The sequence below is a fragment of the Sphingomonas pseudosanguinis genome (assembly GCF_052056765.1).
Classification (GTDB): domain Bacteria; phylum Pseudomonadota; class Alphaproteobacteria; order Sphingomonadales; family Sphingomonadaceae; genus Sphingomonas; species Sphingomonas pseudosanguinis.
Window position 1 is genome coordinate 2,484,242 of record NZ_CP189888.1, and the last position, 16,237, is coordinate 2,500,478.

At 66.2% G+C, this 16,237-nt stretch carries 22 protein-coding genes; 13 read left to right on the plus strand and 9 right to left on the minus strand.

Annotated elements, in window-relative coordinates; translation table 11 throughout:
* Positions 1-118 precede the first annotated feature (118 nt).
* Positions 119-1,237 (plus strand): flagellin N-terminal helical domain-containing protein, encoded by a 1,119-nt coding sequence (locus ACQHGV_RS11160; RefSeq protein WP_440978253.1) that lies wholly within the window; start codon positions 119-121, stop codon positions 1,235-1,237.
* A 165-nt stretch (positions 1,238-1,402) separates the two neighbouring features.
* On the opposite strand, the gene grpE is transcribed toward ACQHGV_RS11160, so the two are convergent.
* Positions 1,403-1,948 (minus strand): nucleotide exchange factor GrpE, encoded by a 546-nt coding sequence (gene grpE, locus ACQHGV_RS11165; protein ID WP_183950503.1) that lies wholly within the window; start codon positions 1,946-1,948, stop codon positions 1,403-1,405.
* A gap of 12 nt (positions 1,949-1,960) precedes the next feature.
* A complete protein-coding gene (gene hrcA / locus ACQHGV_RS11170) occupies positions 1,961-3,001 on the minus strand; it encodes a heat-inducible transcriptional repressor HrcA (RefSeq protein WP_409787152.1) in 1,041 nt (346 codons plus the stop codon).
* A gap of 297 nt (positions 3,002-3,298) precedes the next feature.
* Between hrcA and rph the strand changes: the two genes are divergently transcribed.
* Positions 3,299-4,015 carry a ribonuclease PH gene (gene rph, locus ACQHGV_RS11175; protein WP_440978254.1) on the plus strand — a complete coding sequence of 239 codons (717 nt, stop codon included), beginning with the start codon at positions 3,299-3,301 and terminating at the stop codon, positions 4,013-4,015.
* Complete coding sequence (rdgB, locus tag ACQHGV_RS11180; protein ID WP_440978255.1) at positions 4,012-4,638, plus strand: RdgB/HAM1 family non-canonical purine NTP pyrophosphatase; 627 nt, start codon at positions 4,012-4,014, stop codon at positions 4,636-4,638. The genes rph and rdgB overlap by 4 nt, the downstream gene beginning before the upstream one ends.
* Before the next feature lie 130 nt (positions 4,639-4,768).
* On the opposite strand, the gene ACQHGV_RS11185 is transcribed toward rdgB, so the two are convergent.
* Both ACQHGV_RS11185 and ACQHGV_RS11190 read right to left on the minus strand, forming a co-directional pair.
* The gene (locus tag ACQHGV_RS11185; RefSeq protein WP_183950499.1) at positions 4,769-5,155 is read right to left on the minus strand and encodes a hypothetical protein; all 387 of its coding nucleotides are present in this window, start codon (positions 5,153-5,155) and stop codon (positions 4,769-4,771) included.
* 29 nt (positions 5,156-5,184) lie between these two features.
* Positions 5,185-5,805, minus strand: coding sequence for a CAP domain-containing protein (locus ACQHGV_RS11190; protein ID WP_440978256.1), 621 nt, complete (start codon positions 5,803-5,805; stop codon positions 5,185-5,187).
* Between ACQHGV_RS11190 and hemW the strand changes: the two genes are divergently transcribed.
* Positions 5,804-6,958: a radical SAM family heme chaperone HemW gene (gene hemW / locus ACQHGV_RS11195; RefSeq protein WP_440978257.1), complete on the plus strand. Its 1,155-nt coding sequence runs from the start codon at positions 5,804-5,806 to the stop codon at positions 6,956-6,958. The genes ACQHGV_RS11190 and hemW overlap by 2 nt on opposite strands.
* A 681-nt stretch (positions 6,959-7,639) precedes the next feature.
* Here hemW and ACQHGV_RS11200 read toward each other — a convergent pair.
* The gene (locus tag ACQHGV_RS11200) at positions 7,640-8,872 is read right to left on the minus strand and encodes a penicillin-binding protein activator (RefSeq protein ID WP_420854081.1); all 1,233 of its coding nucleotides are present in this window, start codon (positions 8,870-8,872) and stop codon (positions 7,640-7,642) included.
* On the opposite strand from ACQHGV_RS11200, the gene rsmI reads away from it, so the two are divergent.
* The 8 genes from rsmI (at position 8,871) to gmk (ending at position 13,321) form a co-directional block, all read left to right on the plus strand.
* Entirely contained in the window at positions 8,871-9,740 is an 870-nt protein-coding gene (gene rsmI / locus ACQHGV_RS11205; protein ID WP_440978258.1) for a 16S rRNA (cytidine(1402)-2'-O)-methyltransferase, read from the plus strand. The genes ACQHGV_RS11200 and rsmI overlap by 2 nt on opposite strands.
* A gap of 61 nt (positions 9,741-9,801) precedes the next feature.
* Positions 9,802-10,170 (plus strand): STAS/SEC14 domain-containing protein, encoded by a 369-nt coding sequence (locus ACQHGV_RS11210; protein ID WP_440978259.1) that lies wholly within the window; start codon positions 9,802-9,804, stop codon positions 10,168-10,170.
* A gap of 88 nt (positions 10,171-10,258) precedes the next feature.
* A complete protein-coding gene (locus ACQHGV_RS11215) occupies positions 10,259-10,699 on the plus strand; it encodes a hypothetical protein (protein WP_440978260.1) in 441 nt (146 codons plus the stop codon).
* A 2-nt stretch (positions 10,700-10,701) separates the two neighbouring features.
* Positions 10,702-11,076 carry a YraN family protein gene (locus tag ACQHGV_RS11220; RefSeq protein WP_440978261.1) on the plus strand — a complete coding sequence of 125 codons (375 nt, stop codon included), beginning with the start codon at positions 10,702-10,704 and terminating at the stop codon, positions 11,074-11,076.
* A 61-nt stretch (positions 11,077-11,137) separates the two neighbouring features.
* Positions 11,138-12,100, plus strand: coding sequence for a glutathione synthase (gshB, locus tag ACQHGV_RS11225; protein WP_440978262.1), 963 nt, complete (start codon positions 11,138-11,140; stop codon positions 12,098-12,100).
* 59 nt (positions 12,101-12,159) lie between these two features.
* Entirely contained in the window at positions 12,160-12,378 is a 219-nt protein-coding gene (locus ACQHGV_RS11230; protein ID WP_440978263.1) for a hypothetical protein, read from the plus strand.
* A complete protein-coding gene (locus ACQHGV_RS11235) occupies positions 12,375-12,581 on the plus strand; it encodes a hypothetical protein (protein ID WP_183950491.1) in 207 nt (68 codons plus the stop codon). The genes ACQHGV_RS11230 and ACQHGV_RS11235 overlap by 4 nt, the downstream gene beginning before the upstream one ends.
* A gap of 80 nt (positions 12,582-12,661) precedes the next feature.
* Positions 12,662-13,321 (plus strand): guanylate kinase, encoded by a 660-nt coding sequence (gene gmk, locus ACQHGV_RS11240; RefSeq protein ID WP_409787138.1) that lies wholly within the window; start codon positions 12,662-12,664, stop codon positions 13,319-13,321.
* 418 nt (positions 13,322-13,739) lie between these two features.
* Here the strand turns inward: gmk and ACQHGV_RS11245 are convergent, their stop codons facing one another.
* Genes ACQHGV_RS11245 through ACQHGV_RS11260 form a run of 4 tightly spaced genes read right to left on the minus strand, consistent with a single transcriptional unit; the run spans position 13,740 to position 15,730 of the window.
* Complete coding sequence (locus ACQHGV_RS11245) at positions 13,740-14,423, minus strand: ATP12 family chaperone protein (protein ID WP_440978264.1); 684 nt, start codon at positions 14,421-14,423, stop codon at positions 13,740-13,742.
* The gene (locus ACQHGV_RS11250) at positions 14,420-14,635 is read right to left on the minus strand and encodes a hypothetical protein (RefSeq protein WP_440978265.1); all 216 of its coding nucleotides are present in this window, start codon (positions 14,633-14,635) and stop codon (positions 14,420-14,422) included. Before ACQHGV_RS11250 ends, ACQHGV_RS11245 begins: the two co-directional genes overlap by 4 nt.
* Positions 14,632-15,297 carry an HAD-IA family hydrolase gene (locus tag ACQHGV_RS11255; protein WP_440978266.1) on the minus strand — a complete coding sequence of 222 codons (666 nt, stop codon included), beginning with the start codon at positions 15,295-15,297 and terminating at the stop codon, positions 14,632-14,634. The genes ACQHGV_RS11250 and ACQHGV_RS11255 overlap by 4 nt, the downstream gene beginning before the upstream one ends.
* Positions 15,298-15,352: 55 nt before the next feature.
* Entirely contained in the window at positions 15,353-15,730 is a 378-nt protein-coding gene (locus ACQHGV_RS11260) for a hypothetical protein (RefSeq protein ID WP_440978267.1), read from the minus strand.
* Positions 15,731-15,823: 93 nt separating this feature from the next.
* Here ACQHGV_RS11260 and ACQHGV_RS11265 point away from each other — a divergent pair, with 93 nt between their 5' ends.
* Entirely contained in the window at positions 15,824-16,198 is a 375-nt protein-coding gene (locus ACQHGV_RS11265; protein WP_440978268.1) for a glycine zipper 2TM domain-containing protein, read from the plus strand.
* Positions 16,199-16,237: the final 39 nt, after the last annotated feature.

The window sequence follows — 16,237 nt, forward strand, 5'->3', positions numbered from 1 at the left end:
GCCGCCAAACCACTGACCATCCGGGAAAAACCCGGATAGCCGATCATGGTTAAATCGCGTCAACCATCCCGTTCGCGCGTGGGGATCACTCCGCGCTCGTCACGGGATGGGAGTTACCATGACGGTCATCAATACCAATGGCGCCGCGCTTCGTGCGATGGCGGCCACGCAACGCGCCAATACCGATCTGGCGCAGTCGATGGCGAAGCTGTCCTCGGGACAGCGGATCAATTCGGCCAAGGACGACGCCGCCGGCCTTGCCATCAGCAGCTCGATGACCGCGCAGATTCGCGGCATGACGCAAGGGATGCGCAACGCGATGGACGGCGTCTCGCTGATCCAGACGGCGGACGGTGTGCTGACCGAAGTGTCCAACATGCTGCAACGGGTGCGCGAACTCGCGGTGCAGGCCGGGTCGGGAACGTACAGCATGACCGACCGCACGGCGTTGCAGAAGGAGGTCACCGCGCTCGCCACGCAAGTCGATCAGACGATCCGATCGGCATCGTTTAACGGTGTCGCCCTGTTCAACGCCAATGCGCCGATTTACGACGCCGACAACAATCTGGTCGATGCCAGCGTCAAGCTGAACGTGCAGGCCGGACCGAACATCGCCGATACGATCCCGGTGTCGATCGATCCGGTGCCGATCGCGTTCACCCGCGACAATGTCGATGGCTATTGGGCCTGGGGCTATCAAGGTCGGCTGACCGACCCCAAATTCCGTGATCAGAGCCAATCGCATCTGGTGACGTTCGACGATTACATGGCACGCGGCAAGATCGGCGGGACGACGGTCACACGACAGGACATCGGCCGGATCGTGTACCAGAGCGATGGTGATCAATGGTACGATCCCAATGGGACGACCTATGATCGAGATGACAATTATGACGCGTATCTGGTGCGTCGCCAGTTCTCGCTGGTCGACGAACTCAACGTCATGAATCGCTATCGCACCGATCACACCATGAGTCGGGTCGATGCCCTGCTATCGACCGTGGCGAGCGTCCAGGGTCAGCTCGGCGCGACCGGCAACCGGCTGGAGTCCGCAATCGCCACGCTGACCAGCGGCACGACCAATTTGTCGGAGGCGCGCTCGCGGATCGCCGACACCGACTATTCGGACGAGTCGGTCAAGCTCGCCCGCGCTCAAATCCTGGCGCAGGCCTCCACCGCGATGCTGGCGCAGGCCAATCAGAGCCAGAAGGACGTGCTGAAACTGCTCGGCCAGTAAACCCGACGATACACGCCCCCGTCATTGCGAGCGCAGCGAAGCAATCCGGCGCGTCGTGATTTAACACTGGATTGCTTCGCTGCGCTCGCAATGACGAGGGGGCAGAATTCCACGAAAAAGGGCGGACCTCTCGGCCCGCCCTTCCGTCACTTCACTGAGACCAGATCACTCCGGCTTCTTGGCCACCGCCACCAGCGCGGGGCGCAGCAGGCGGTCCTTGATCATATAACCCGACTGCATTTCCTGCACGATCGTGCCCGGCTCTTGGTCGGAGGGCATTTCGATCATCGCCTGATGCTTGTTGGGGTCGAGCGCCTGGCCCATCGCCTCGATCTTGGTGATGCCGTGGCGGCCCAGCACGCTCTCCATCTCGCGACCCGTGGCGTCGAGGCCGGTCACTAGCCCCTTCCACTTGTCGTCGGTGCGCAGGTCGGCCGGGATCGCGGCCAGCGCGCGCTGGAGATTGTCGGCCACCGACAGCACGTCGCGCGCGAACGACGTCGCGGCATAGTTGCGCGCATCGGCCGCGTCCTTTTCCGCACGACGGCGGACATTCTGGATTTCGGCCTGGGCATAGAGATATTGCTGCTTGGCCTCGGCCAGCTGGTTCTCCAACTCGGCCAGACGGTCCTGCCCCGCCACTTCGGGCGCGGCCTCGGCCGTCTCTTCGCGCAGGTCGGTCTGGGGTGCGTTGGTCGTATTGTCGCTCATCATAATCCCTGTTCAGCCCATCATTCGGGCGAGCGTTGCCGCCGTGAAATCCACCATGGGCACGACGCGGGCATAGTTCAACCGCGTCGGCCCGATTACCCCGACGACACCCACCACCTGTCCGTCGAGATTCCGGAACGGCCGCGCAATGACCGAAGATCCCGACAGCGCGAACAATTTGTTCTCCGCGCCGATGAAGATGCGGGTCGAGTCGCCGGCGCGTGCGGAATCGAGCAGGCTGGCAATCTCCTGCTTGCCCTCCAGATCGTCGAGCAGGTCGCGCACCCGTTCCAGATCGGCGGCGGCGGCGGCATCGATCAGCCGCCCCTGCCCGCGCACGATCAGGATCGGACGCCGGTCGCCATCCTCGCTCCACACCGCCAGTCCCTGTTCGACCAGCGCCCGCGCCGCGCCGTCCAGCGCCGCGCGCCCCGCCGCCAGTTCGCGCTCCAGCCGCTCGCGCGCCTGACCCAGCGTCAGGCCGGCGAGCGTCGCGGAGAGATAATTCCCCGCCTCGATCAACGCCGACGGCGTCATGCCCAGCGGCAGTTCGAGCACGCGGTTCTCGACCGCGCCGTCCTCCGCCACCAGCACCGCCAGCGCCTGCGTCGCGGACAGCGGCACGAAACCGATCGAGCGCAGCTTCATCTCACGCTTTGGCACCATGACGAGGCCCGCACAGGCCGACAGGCCCGACAGCACCGCGGTGGTCGCCGCCAGCGCCTCCTCGACCGGGCCGGAGCGGGCAGCCCTTGCCTCGATCGCGGCGCGCTCCTCGACGCTCGGCTCCATCGCGTGCATCATGCCGTCGACGAACAGCCGCAGCCCCATATCGGTCGGCATCCGCCCCGCGCTGGTATGCGGCGCGGCAAGCAGCCCGCGTTCCTCCAGTTCCTGGAGCACATTGCGGATCGAGGCGGGCGACAGGTTGATCCCCGACAGCGCGATCGTCTTCGACCCCACCGGCTGGCCGCTGGTCAGATAGCTGTCGACCACCACCCGAAAAATATCGCGCGCCCGGTCGGTCAACTCGGTGATCGGAAGTGTGACCATGACGGAAATGTAGGCATTAGCCCCACACCACTCAACCGCGATCGGAAGACCCTCCCCTTCTTCTCCGCGCCCTCTGCGCCTCTGCGCGAAATTTTTTCATGCGGAGACGCGGAGACGCGGAGATTGTTCGGCTCTTCCTCCGCGTCTCCGCGCCTCCGCGTGAACCATCCTTCTTTTTTGCGCGCAGAAGCGCAGAGGACGCAGAGAGAAGAGGAGTGTCTTCCGATCGCCACCGTCTTGTCTGGCGCATCGCGCGGGGGCCGGTTAGGGCTGTCGGCAAGGAACAAGGAGAAGACTATGCGCCCGTCCGGCCGGATGCCCGACCAGATGCGTCCCATCACGATCGAGCCGAATTTCACCCGCCACGCCGAAGGTTCGGTGCTGATCGGGTTCGGCGATACCAAGGTACTCGTCACCGCCAGCGTCGAAGAGCGCGTGCCCCCCTTCCTGCGCGGCAAGGGTGAAGGCTGGGTGACGGCCGAGTACGGCATGCTCCCCCGCGCCACCCATACGCGCGGCAGCCGTGAGGCGGCCAAGGGCAAGCAGTCGGGCCGTACCCAGGAAATCCAGCGGCTGATCGGCCGTAGCTTGCGCGCCGTCTGCGACCTGAAGGCGCTGGGCGAGCGGCAGATCACCCTCGACTGCGACGTGATCCAGGCCGATGGCGGCACCCGCACCGCCGCGATCTCCGGCGCATGGGTCGCGCTGCGCATGGCGGTCAACAAGCTCATGGCCGAGGGCAAGCTGGCCAGCGACCCGATCCGCCACAAGGTCGCCGCCGTATCCTGCGGCATCCATCAGGGCACGCCGGTCCTCGACCTCGACTATATCGAGGATTCGAACGCCGATGCCGACGCCAATTTCGTGCTGATCGAAAACGGCCATATCGCCGAGGTGCAGGCGACCGCCGAGCACGCCACCTATGACGAAGAGGCGCTGCTGCGTCTGCTGCGTCTCGCGCGCATGGGCTGCACCGAGATTTTCGCCGCGCAGGACCGGGCGATCCGCGCATGAGCGGCGAAGGAAACGGCCGCCAGGCGATCCGCAAGCTAAGCCCAGGCAAGCTGGTGCTAGCCAGCCACAACAAGGGCAAGATCGTCGAATTCCGCGAACTGCTCGCGCCCTATGGCATGGAGGTGATCGCGGCGGGCGATCTCGACCTGCCCGAGCCCGAGGAGACCGGCACCACCTTCGTCGCCAATGCCGAGCTGAAGGCGCTGGCCGCCGCCGACCTGTCGGGGCTGCCCGCCTTGTCGGACGATAGCGGCCTGTGCGTCGAGGCACTGGGCGGCGATCCGGGGCTGTTCTCGGCCCGCTGGGCGGGGCCGGAAAAGGACTTCGGCATGGCGATGCGCGCGGTCGAGGATCGGCTGAACGAGGAACCCGACATGAGCCGCGCCGCGCATTTCGTGTGCGCGCTCGCGATCGGCTGGCCCGATGGGCATGTCGAATGGTTCGAGGGCCGCGTCGACGGCACCATCGTCTGGCCGCCGCGCGGCGACAAGGGCCATGGCTATGACCCGATCTTCCAGCCGATCGGCGGCACCGAGACCTTCGCCGAGATGGACCAGGACGAAAAGAACCGCATCAGCCACCGCGCGGATGCGTTCGGCCAGCTGGTGAAGGCGGTGTTCTGAACCGCTATTCCTCCCCTGTAAGGGGAGGGGGACCATCCGAAGGATGGTGGAGGGGTGTCACCCTATCGAGAGGGTGACACCCCTCCGACGCGCTACGCGCGCCACCTCCCCTTACAGGGGAGGAACAAGGCTAACCCTTCGCCAGCCGCTTCTGGTTCGCCGTCACCACACGGTGCACCGGCGTCATGGCCTGCAGCGGCATCGATGCGCCGATCAGCATCGCGCGGGCCATCGCTTCCCACGCATCCAGCATGCCGCCGCGCGGGTCGTGCCGTGACAGGCGCGACAGCGCCGCCTGGTCGCGCTTCCAAACCTTGGCCGACTGGTCGAACGCCTTCACCTTCTCGCTGACCATCAGGGTCATCTCGGCGGGCGAGGAGGTGCCCGTCGCCATTGCCCCCATGCGGGTCGCGATCACGCTCTGCGCGCTCAGCATCGCCTCGCCCGCCATCACCGCGAAGCGGGCGGGTGCGGTCCAGAAACCGATCCACGCCATCGGATCATAGGGATTGGCCATAAGCGCTTTCCTTTGCGACGCCCGCCGGGTCAAAAGGCCCGTTCGCCAAAGACGTTGCCGGTCGGACTATAGCGGCAAACGAGGAAGTCGTCGCGCGCATTGCCCGCCATCGCGCAACCGACCGCCGTGGAACGCGCCCAGACGATCTGGGTATAGTGGCCGACATCGCCGAACCGCCCCGTTCGGCTGGCATTGGGGATCGGCAGGTTCACGAAATGGCGCTGCTCGGCGCGCCAATGACCCATCATCTCATCATAGCGATAGGCGCCGCGCGTGCCGGTCCACAGATTCTCGCCCTGCCGCGCCGGCCCCTGCACCTGCTCGGCATGCTGGAAACGCCCGGTCCGCGCCAGGTCCTGCGCATAGGCGAGCGCGCTGGCCGCCAGCGAGTCGCTCCAGGCGAGCGGCGGCAATCCCACCTCGGCCCGGGCCGCCCGGTGGCCGTTCAGCATCGCCTGTCGCAACAGCCCCGCCCCGCGCGGCGCGGGCGAGTCGGACAAACGCTGTTCGACGACCCTGGCCGGCCGCGCCTCCCCCGACAGCGGTGTCGCGGGAACGACGGGACCGCAGCTCGACAGAAAGAGAGTCAGCAACGGCAACGATAAGAGATGGCGAAGCGCGAACATCGCCGCCATATCGGGGCGCATCATGTCCTCCGCAATATCGCCGTCCCCCTCGCCGTTGGCGCTGTATGTCCATTGGCCCTTCTGCGTCTCCAAATGCCCCTATTGCGACTTCAACAGCCATGTCCGCGAGTCGGTGGACCAGGCCGCCTGGGCCGAGGCGCTGCTGGCCGATCTGGCGCATGAAGCGGCCATGCTGCCGGGGCGGCGGCTGACCTCGATCTTCTTCGGCGGCGGCACGCCTTCGCTGATGCCGCCCGCCACCGTCGCCGCGATCCTGAACGCCGCCGAGCGCCATTGGGGCTTTGCCAAGGGGATAGAGATCACGCTGGAGGCCAACCCTTCGTCGGTCGAGGCGGCGCGCTTCGCCGACCTCGCCGCCGCCGGGGTCAATCGCGCTTCGCTGGGCGTACAGGCGCTGGACGATCGGGCATTGCACTTCCTTGGCCGCGCGCATGGGGTCGATGAGGCGTTGCGCGCGCTCCAGACGGCGCAGGAGCAGTTCGGCCGGGTCAGCTTCGACCTGATCTATGCCCGCCCCGGCCAGCCGCTGGCGGATTGGGAGGCCGAGCTGACCCGCGCGATCGGCTATGGCACCGAGCATCTGTCGCTCTATCAGCTGACCATCGAACCGGGCACGCGCTTCGCCACCGAGGCGGCGGCCGGGCGGCTGACGATTCCAGACGGCGACGCCGCCGCCGATCTGTTCGAGACGACGCGCGCGATCACCGCCGCCGCCGGGCTGCCCGCCTATGAGACGTCCAACCATGCGCGGCTGGGGGCCGAGAGCCGCCACAACCTGACCTATTGGCGCTATGGCGATTATGCCGGGATCGGCCCCGGCGCGCATGGTCGCCGCGAAGGCGTCGCCACCGCGCGGCGCAAGAAGCCGGAGAACTGGATGGCAGCGGTCGCGCGCAACGGCCATGGCATCGAGCTGGAGGAAAACCTCGCCCCCGTCACCCGTGCGACCGAGGCGCTGGTCATGGGGCTGCGCCTGACCGAGGGTGTCGATCTGGGCCATGTCGCCGCGTTGGCGGAAGGGCGTAAGATGGTAGACGACCGCGCCGCCGAGAGGATGACGGCCCAGGGGCTGCTCCGACGCGATGGCAACCGCTTGATCATCACCGAAGCCGGGTCATTACTGCTCGACGCCATCCTGCGCGACTTGGTGATGTGACCCGACGTCTGAGATGAGCAACAGCCCGGCCGCAAAAAGTGATCGATCGGCCGGTCAATATCACCAAATGGTGCTTACAAACCTTGCAGGATTGCAAAACTGGTTCGAAACGCCAATGCGACTCAGTATGAAACCGAGAGTTTCATTGGTCTTTTGATGCGGAGCTGAGTAAAAATTTAACAGAGGCCACCATCTCACCTGGCCACTCCGATTAGGCCGACATAATAATTCTTGACTCATGATTTCCGGAAAATACTCTGTCGTGGCCGGAGTCGGCTCAACGGGAGAATTTTCAAATGCGTAAGCATATATGTAAAGCACGTACCTACGTTGCTGCGTCTGCTGCAATCATCAGCTTTGCATCGGGTCCCGTCGCTGCACAGCATGACATTCGGTGGGCACAACGTGTGTGGTATTCGGACGCTTCGAAGACTACGGCCGTGGGATACATGGATTACTATTGCGAGAGCGATCCCGTCAGCCATGGCACGCAAACCATCCACTATACGATGGCGTATTTTGCAACGTGCCCATAAGATATAAAGGCTACCGGGGTTTGCCGCACGCTTTGTCAAAGTGCGGCAAACGCCGTGGTAATGGAACGAGAAAATCCAGCGAGTTTGTGTATAGATCCGCCGGATAAGAAACCAAATGAGTCACTTTTCAAGTGACCTGGAAATATCAATCCCCGAACCCGGTCGGCGCCGGCGACACCGTGACCGAGGTTCCGTCGCGGATTTCCTGCACCTCCAGCGCGCGCTGCGCCACGCCATCGCGGCCGAAGCGGAACGCGCCGTCGATGCCGGCGAAACCGTCCGATGCGCGTAGACGCGATTCGGGGAACGGCGCGTTCATCTTCCAGTCGCGCGCGATCCGCACCGTCAGCAGCACCGCGTCATAGCCCAGGCTCGACAGGCGATACGGCGCGCTGCGATAGCGGGCGCGGTATTTGGTCGCATATTGGCGGTAGAAATTGTTCGACACGCTGGCGAACCAGGCACCGTTCAGCGTCGGGCGCGCCGCGATGTTCGATTCGGAATTCCACAATTCGGTGCCGAGCAGCCGGGTGTTCGCCCCCGATCCGCGCTTGATGACCGGGGCCGCCGTGGCCGCCGCCGCGCCGCCATCGGCGATCAACACCGCGTCATAAGGCGCCTTGGCATTCAGCCGCTGCGCCGCGCCCGCGATGCCGCCCGCGACCCGGCCATAGGGCTGGAGCGAAACGACCTGCCCCCCCGCCCCTTCCACCGCGCGCAGGAACGCGGTCGAGGCGCGCTCGCCATAAAGGCCATTGGGCACCAACCCGGCAAAGGTCGTCACCCCGCGCCCGCGCGCATAATCGACCACCCGCTCGATCGACTGCGCGGGGGTATAGCCCATCAGATAGGTGCCGCCGCCGGCCACGCCGGCATCGTTGGAAAAGCTGATGACCGGCACCTTGGCGGCGCGCGCGACCGGCGCGACGGCGCGCACATCCTCGGACAATAGCGGCCCCAGGATCAGCTGCGCGCCCTCGGCGATCGCCTTCTGCGCCGCCGCCGCCGCACCGGTCGCGGTGTCATAATTGGTGATGCGCACCGTGTCGGCCTGGCTGTCGAGCAGCGCCATCATCGTCGCATTGGCGATCGACTGGCCGACACCGGCATTGCTGCCCGACAACGGCACCAGCAGCGCGACACGGTGGCGCGCTGTGTCGCGTGGCAGGCCGGGTTCGACCTCGGTGGTGGGGCGCGGCGCGGTGGTTTCGGGGCGCGGCGGCGGGGCCTCGGTCGGCCCGCGCGGGACCAGGGTCTGGCACGCCCCCAGGAACAGCGTCGCCGCCAGCGCCAGCGTGCGGTTCAGCCGCTTGCCACCCCATATGCGAAGCGCCGGATGTGCGGCCCCCGGTTGTACGAACAGCCCTGCCTCTGTCATGACACTCCCCGTGACCCAATCCGAACATAAACTCGAACCCGGCCTCTACATCGTCGCGACCCCCATCGGCAATCTCGGCGATCTGTCCCCGCGCGCGGCCAACATATTGACAAACGCCGATGTCATCGCGGTCGAGGACAGCCGCGTGACCGCCGGGCTGCTCCGCCATATCGGGGCCAAGCGGCCGATGCAGCCCTATCACGACCATAACGCCGAACATGTCCGCCCCGGCCTGATCGCGCGTATGGCGACCGAGGCCGTCGCGCTCGTCTCCGACGCCGGCACGCCGCTGATTTCCGATCCGGGCTACAAGCTGGTGCGCGATGCCCGCGCCGCCGGCCATGCGGTGGTGACGATCCCAGGGCCCTGCGCCGCGATCGCCGCGCTGACGCTGGCGGGGCTGCCGACCGACCGGTTCCTGTTCGCCGGCTTCCTGCCCCCCAAGGAAAAGGCGCGCGCCGACGCCATCGCCGAGATCGCCGGCATCCGCGCGACCCTGGTCTTCTACGAATCAGGACCGCGCCTGTCGGCGACGCTGACCGCCTTGGCGCACGGGCTGGGCGACCGCGAGGCGGCGGTGACGCGCGAGATCACCAAGAAGTTCGAGGAGGCGGTGACCGGCACCCTCTCCACCCTCGCCGCACGCTATGCCGAGGGCGGGCCGAAGGGCGAGATCGCGATCGTCGTCGCCCCGCCGGGCGAAGCGCCCCCCGCCAGCGAGCAGGATGCCGACGCCGCGCTGGCCGAGGCGCTGACCCGCCTGCCGGTCGGTCGCGCGGCGAGCGAGGTTGCCAAGGCGCTGGGGCTGGACCGCAAGGCGCTCTACGCCCGGGCGCTGGCTATGAAGGGCGACAAATCAGAGGATTAGGTCGCGTACGTTAGCGATTCGGCAACGGTCCCCCGGCCATGATCGCGTCGGGGAGCCGACCATGTACGCCTATGACTTTCGCCACGATCTGAACCTGCTCGACATACGCTGGACGGGGCTGTTCACGCCCGAGATCGCGACGCGCTATGCCCGCGAACTGGTCGACGCGTTCCGGCGCAGCGGCTTTCGCCCCGGTTACCGCCTGCGCATCGACATGAGCGACATCGCCGTCCAGCCGCGCGAGGCGATCATGACCGTGCACGAGTGCCTGCGCGACTTTCCCCGCGCCAGCCGCATCGCGATGATCAACCGCAGCGCGATCGGGCGACAGCAGATCGCACGGCTGATGACCCAGCCCTACTTACGCGTCTTCGATCGCGCGGAGGACAGTCTGGATTGGCTGACCGCGCCGGAAGAGGTGGCGGCCTGATCCAGGGGCGCAATCGCGCTGGCATGCCGCCCACACTCTTGGTCCAGCCGTCTTGTGGCATTTGGGAGTCGATGCCAGTGTCCCGGTCATGCTTGCCGCCGCTGATGTCGCACATCGATTTCTATCGGTCGTCTGGGCAGACGAAGTCCCTGACATCGAAACGCTTGCTCGGGCGATCGATTGCCTGTTAGCGCAGTCTTACGATGTAGTTTCCGGTGATTGCACCGAGGAAGACGCGGACCCACCCCCGATTGATGGCAATCTCTTATACCAGGATGTGGCAAATCGTTTTCCGTATCTTGGTCTCTACCCCCTTGCCGATCCGCTCGCCTCGATTGATGCAGCCAGAATGATGGGAGATGGCGTCGACGATCTTGCTGACATCACACACGATTTACGTGAAGTCGTGTGGTGGAGTGAGAATTACGGGCTGGGTGACGCGGCGTTCTGCTTTCGACTGTTGTTTCCACATTGGGGCCGACATACGCGAGGTCTTTCCATGTATCTGCATGCCCGGATGTGGGGCTGAATATGATTGGTTCGACAAGAAACACGGAGCAGAGGCGGAGGGCGGAGACCGCAGGTCGTCGCGGGGAGCGGCTCGCGGCATGGTGGCTGCGGCTGAAGGGCTGGACGATCCTCGACCGGCGCGTGCGCACGCCAGCCGGCGAGGTCGACCTGATCGCACGGCGCGGGGCGCTGGTCGCCTTTGTCGAGGTGAAGACGCGCAAGACCGCCGCCGAACTCGATTTCGCGATCGACGAGCGGCGTCTCGCCAGGGTCGCGGCGGCGGCGGAAATGCTGATGCCGACCTATGCCGGGCCGGGTGACGATATTCGCATCGACGTCATCCTGCTCGCACCGGGCACGCGGCCGCGTCACATCGAAAACGCATGGTGCGGGTGACAGGACGCGGGCGAAACATTACCTCCCCTGCCGAAAACCCGTCCGAACAAAGGAACGCCCCATGACCCAGCCGCTGACCGTCGCCGTCCAGATGGACCCGATGGACCAGATCAACATCGCGGGCGATTCGACCTTCGCGCTGATGCTGTCGGCGCAAGACCGCGGGCATAGGCTGTTCCACTATGACGCGGGCGACCTCAACTGGTCCGACGGGCGGTTGTGGACCAAGGCGCATCCCGTGACCGTGCAGCGCGTCGCGGGCGACCATTACCGCTTCGGCGAGCCGGTGAAGCTGGACCTCGGCGACGAGGCCGATGTCGTGCTGATGCGGCAGGACCCGCCCTTCGACTTAGGGTATATCACCGCCACGCATCTGCTGGAGCGGGTCGCCGAGAAGACGCTGGTCGTCAACAATCCGCGCAGCGTGCGCAACGCGCCGGAAAAGGTCTTCGTCCTCGACTATCCGCAGTTCATGCCGCCGACCCTGGTCACCCGCTCGCTGGACGAGGCGCGCGCCTTTCTGGCCGAGCATGGCGAGATCGTCATCAAGCCGCTGCACGGCAATGGCGGCAAGGCGATCTTCAAGGTCGGCCGCGACGGCGCGAACCTGTCGGCGCTGATCGAGGTGTTCAATACCGCGTACCGCGAGCCGCATATGGTGCAGGCCTTCCTGCCCGCCGTCGCCAAGGGCGACAAGCGGATCGTGCTGATCGACGGCGAGGTCGCGGGCGCGATCAACCGCCTGCCGGGCGAGGGCGAGATCCGCTCCAACCTGGCGGTCGGCGGCTCGGCGGAGAAGACCGAGCTGACGGCGCGCGAACGCGAGATCTGCGAAGTCCTCGGCCCCGAGCTGAAGCGGCGCGGCCTGTTGTTCGTCGGGATCGACGTGATCGGCGGCGAGTGGCTGACCGAGATCAACGTCACCTCCCCGACCGGCATCGTCGCCATCGAAAAGTTCGACGGCACCGATGTCGCCGCGATGATCTGGACCGCGATCGAGGGCAAGGTCGCCGCCCGCGCCTGATCCCACAGGCGGAACTCCTGTCCTTCTCCGGACTTCTCCCTTCGCGAGAAAGAAAGGGTATGTTCGCGATGGGTGCAACGACGATTGGTGCGATGGTGGGTGCCGCAATCGATGGCATGTCGGGTGACGATGGCGTCGCCGACGGCGCGATCATCGGCGCGGTGACCGCCAATGTCCTGAAGATCGTGCTGCCGATGGCGATCACCTATGCCGTGGGCTGGGCGGTGCTGCGTGGCGCCGGCGAGCTCAAGGACCGCGTTTTTGGAGAAGCACAATGATCGGACGCATCATCGGCGCGCTTGTCGGGCGCGAAGTCAGCCGTCGTGACGGCAATAACGGCCTGAAGGGCGCGGCGCTCGGCGCGCTGGCGGTCGGCGGCATGCGTCGCCTGGGCCCGCTCGGCCTGTTGCTCGGCGGTGGTTATGCGGCCAAGAAGGCCTATGACCGTCGCAAGGCCGGCAAGGTCACCGGCCACTACTGATCCCACGACCGAACGGTCGATCTGCCGCAGCGCGTCAAGCATGTCTTGACGCGCTGCAACTGCGTGCGTCAAAGGCAGGCATGCCCAACTCGCCCGCCCATTCCGACGATCCCCACAAGCTGAAGCGCCGCGGCATGTTGTTCGTGCTGTCCTCGCCATCGGGCGCGGGCAAGTCGACGATCGCGCGTAAGTTGCTGGCGGATGATCCCGGCCTGCAAATGTCGGTGTCGGCGACGACGCGCGGGATTCGCCCCGGCGAGGTCGAGGGCAAGGATTACCACTTCGTCGATCTCGAGGAATTTCGCCGCATGGTGGCGAATGACGAGTTCCTGGAATGGGCGCACGTCTTCGACAATCGCTACGGCACGCCGCGCGCGCAGGTCGAGGCGATGCTGGCCGCCGGCAAGGACGTGCTGTTCGACATCGACTGGCAGGGCGCGCAGCAGCTGTTCCAGATCGCGGGCGGCGACGTGGTGCGCGTCTTCATCTTCCCGCCGTCGATGGAGGAACTGCGCCAGCGACTCGAGCGCCGCGCGACTGACTCGATCGAGGTGATCGACGCCCGCATGGCGCGCGCCACCAATGAGGTCAGCCATTGGGACGGGTACGACTATGTCCTGGTCAATGACGATGTCGAGCAATGCTTCCAGGGGGTGAAGACCATCCTTCAGGCCGAACGCCTGAAGCGCTCGCGCCAGACCGGGTTGATCGGGTTCATCCGGAAGTTGACGACGAAGTAAGCGCTGGGCCGGTCGGGGGCGTCTGCGTCCACTTGGACGCGGACGGAGGATGGGAGATGGCCAATTTTATCAGAGGCCGCCACACATCCCCACCTCCGTTCAGGCTGAGCGTAGTCGAAGCCCAAGGCAAAGCCTGACCGCGAGCGAATCCCGTGCACTTCGACTTCGCTCAGTGCGAACGGGAGGCGGGAAAAGGCCAACGGTGCCAAGAGCCGCCGCACACCCCCACCCCCGCTCAGGCTGAGCGCAGTCGAAGGCCAAGGGAAAGCCTGGCCGCAAGCGAAGCCCGTGCACTTCGACTTCGCTCAGTGCGAACGGAGGGCGGGCAAAGGCCAACGTGGCCAGCGGCCGCCGCACATCCCCACCCCCGTTCAGGCTGAGCGCAGTTGAAGCCCACGCCCTGCCCCGGCCACCAACCTCACCCCAACGCCGCCAGAAACCGCACGGCCGCGTCGAACTCGCGTCGCTTGGCCTCGCGCGCCTCGATGGCGAGATAGTCCTCGCCCCACTCCTCGGCCTGGAAATCCTCGTCGACATGCGCCGCCGTCCAGACGACGTCCGCCGCCGCCGCGCCCTCGAGCAACGCCAGCGCGAGCACCAGCGAACCGGTGATCGTCACCACCGGCGACAAGGCGGCGAGCCGGAACGGATCGAGCGCCTTCACCGCCGCCGCCAGTCGCTCGACCGTCGCATCAGGCTGGGGCCGGTGCATGATCCCGGTGACGAGCGTGAAATGCACGTCATAGCGATCGCGCGCCCAGTCGAGCAGCGGGTCCCAGATCGCCACCTGCCGCGCCACCAGTTCGGGCGGCGAATCGGCGCGGTAGCAGAGCAGATCGGTTTCGGCATAGCGCGCCAGCCCGTCCGCGAACGGCGTGGGGTCGGCGGCAATCCGATCGATCGCGGCATTGGCCAGCCCCGTCAGCGGCATGGCGCGCGGGTCGACCGTCTCCGCCACGTCGCGCCATTCGCCCGCCACCGCCTCGGCCAGCGCTGTCGTCGGGAGCGCCAGGGGCGTGCGGCCGGGTGTCCGCACCGGTCGGTCGTCCAGCCGGACGACGCGATCGGCATCGATGGTGACGTTCGTCCAGAACCGCTTCATTCGCCCCCACTCCGCCAGCGATGCGCCAGCCCCGCCGGTACGATCGCGATCATCGCCAGGGCCGACATGACGATCGCGACGCCCAGCACCTTGTGCGGCCAGGTCACGCCGCGTGATACCAGCACCACGCCGAGCAGCGCCCCCGCCACGCCGATCAGGCGCACGCCCGCGATGATGAACCAGCGCCGCCGCGCCGGGTCGCGCCCGCTCATGGCCGCACCAGCAGCGCGGGGAGGTCGGCCACCTCCTGTGCGACGACATCGGCGCCCGCCCTCATCAGTTCGTGCACGTCATGATACCCCCAGGCGACACCGACCGCGAAGGCGCCCGCCGCCTTGCCCATCGCCATGTCGAAGCTCGTATCGCCGATCATCGCCACATCCCCGGCCGCGACCCCGCTTTCGGCCATGGCGGCCAGCACCATGGAGGGATCGGGCTTGGACGGATGGCGGTCGGCGGTTTGCAGCGTGATGAAATGATGCGCCAGCCCATGTTCGGCCAGCACACGCGCCAGCCCGCGATCGGACTTGCCCGTCGCCACGCCCATCAGCCAGCCCTGCGCGGCCAGATGGTCGAGCAGCGCGGGGATACCGTCGAACAGCGGCTCGGGCTCCATCGCGCCTTCGGTGCGCAGGCGAAAAAAGGCCGCCTTGTAATCGCTCGCCAATTGCCGGTGCATATCCTCGCCCAGCGTGGGTGCCAGGACCTGCATCGCCTCGACCAGGCTGAGGCCGACGATGCGGCGGATGGCCGGTGCGGGCGGCGGGGTCAGCCCGGCCATGGTGAACGCCTCCACCGCCGCGAGGCAGATATTGGCTTGGCTGTCGACGAGGGTGCCGTCGCAATCGAACAGGGCAAGGCGCGGTCGCGTCATCGCGCCCTCCTATCGCGCCCCGCCGGCCGGGGGAAGCGCGGGTACACCATCCCGATCACATGCCGTGAAAGTTCACGCGCCGGAAACCGGCCTGCTGCATGCGATAGAGGATGCCACCGATGCAGCGATATGGAATGGTCGCGCTTGCGGAGAGCGTCACCGTCTGGCGGCCATGTTGCTTTCCCAATTTGGTCAGCACGGCATCATCGACCGGCCGCCCCTCGCGTTCCAGGACGCAACCGGCGGGATCGTCAGGGACGGTGAATGCCGGCGGGACCGGCACCCGATTGACGGCCAACGCCGCAGGCGTTGCCGTCAGCATGGCTGCCCCTGCGACGGTGCGAAGGCCGTGAAACAGCATCGACGGTGTCATCATGCCCCCCCAAGATGTCAGCAACCGAATATTTTGATGAATATTGGCTAACAACCACATTCAGCATCGCATCACACCGAATCGGGCAAAAGCTTCTCAACGACGACGGGAATCATCCCGCCGCCGCCGGATTGAAGATCAAGGGAGATGACGATGTTCAAGAAGCTCTCGCTCGCTGCAGCCGCCCTTACCGTCGGCGCGACGGCCATGGTTCCGACCGCCGCCTCGGCGCAGCGTTATTATGGCGACCGTTATGAGCGCGCGTATGGCGACGCCTATTATGACGGTTACAATCGTGGCCCGCGTTACGAGCGCCGCTATTACGATAATCGCGGCTATGCTCGCGGCCCGCAGCGTTGCAACAACGGCACCACGGGCACCATCGTCGGCGCGATCGCGGGTGGCCTGTTGGGCCGTACGATCGACAGCCGGGGTGACCGTACCCTCGGCACTATCCTGGGCGGTGGCGCCGGTGCGCTGGCTGGTCATGCGATCGAAAAGTCGAACAACCCCGGCTATTGCCGCTGATAACCGGGCGTGAGGGGCTTCGGCCCCTCCGTCAGACAA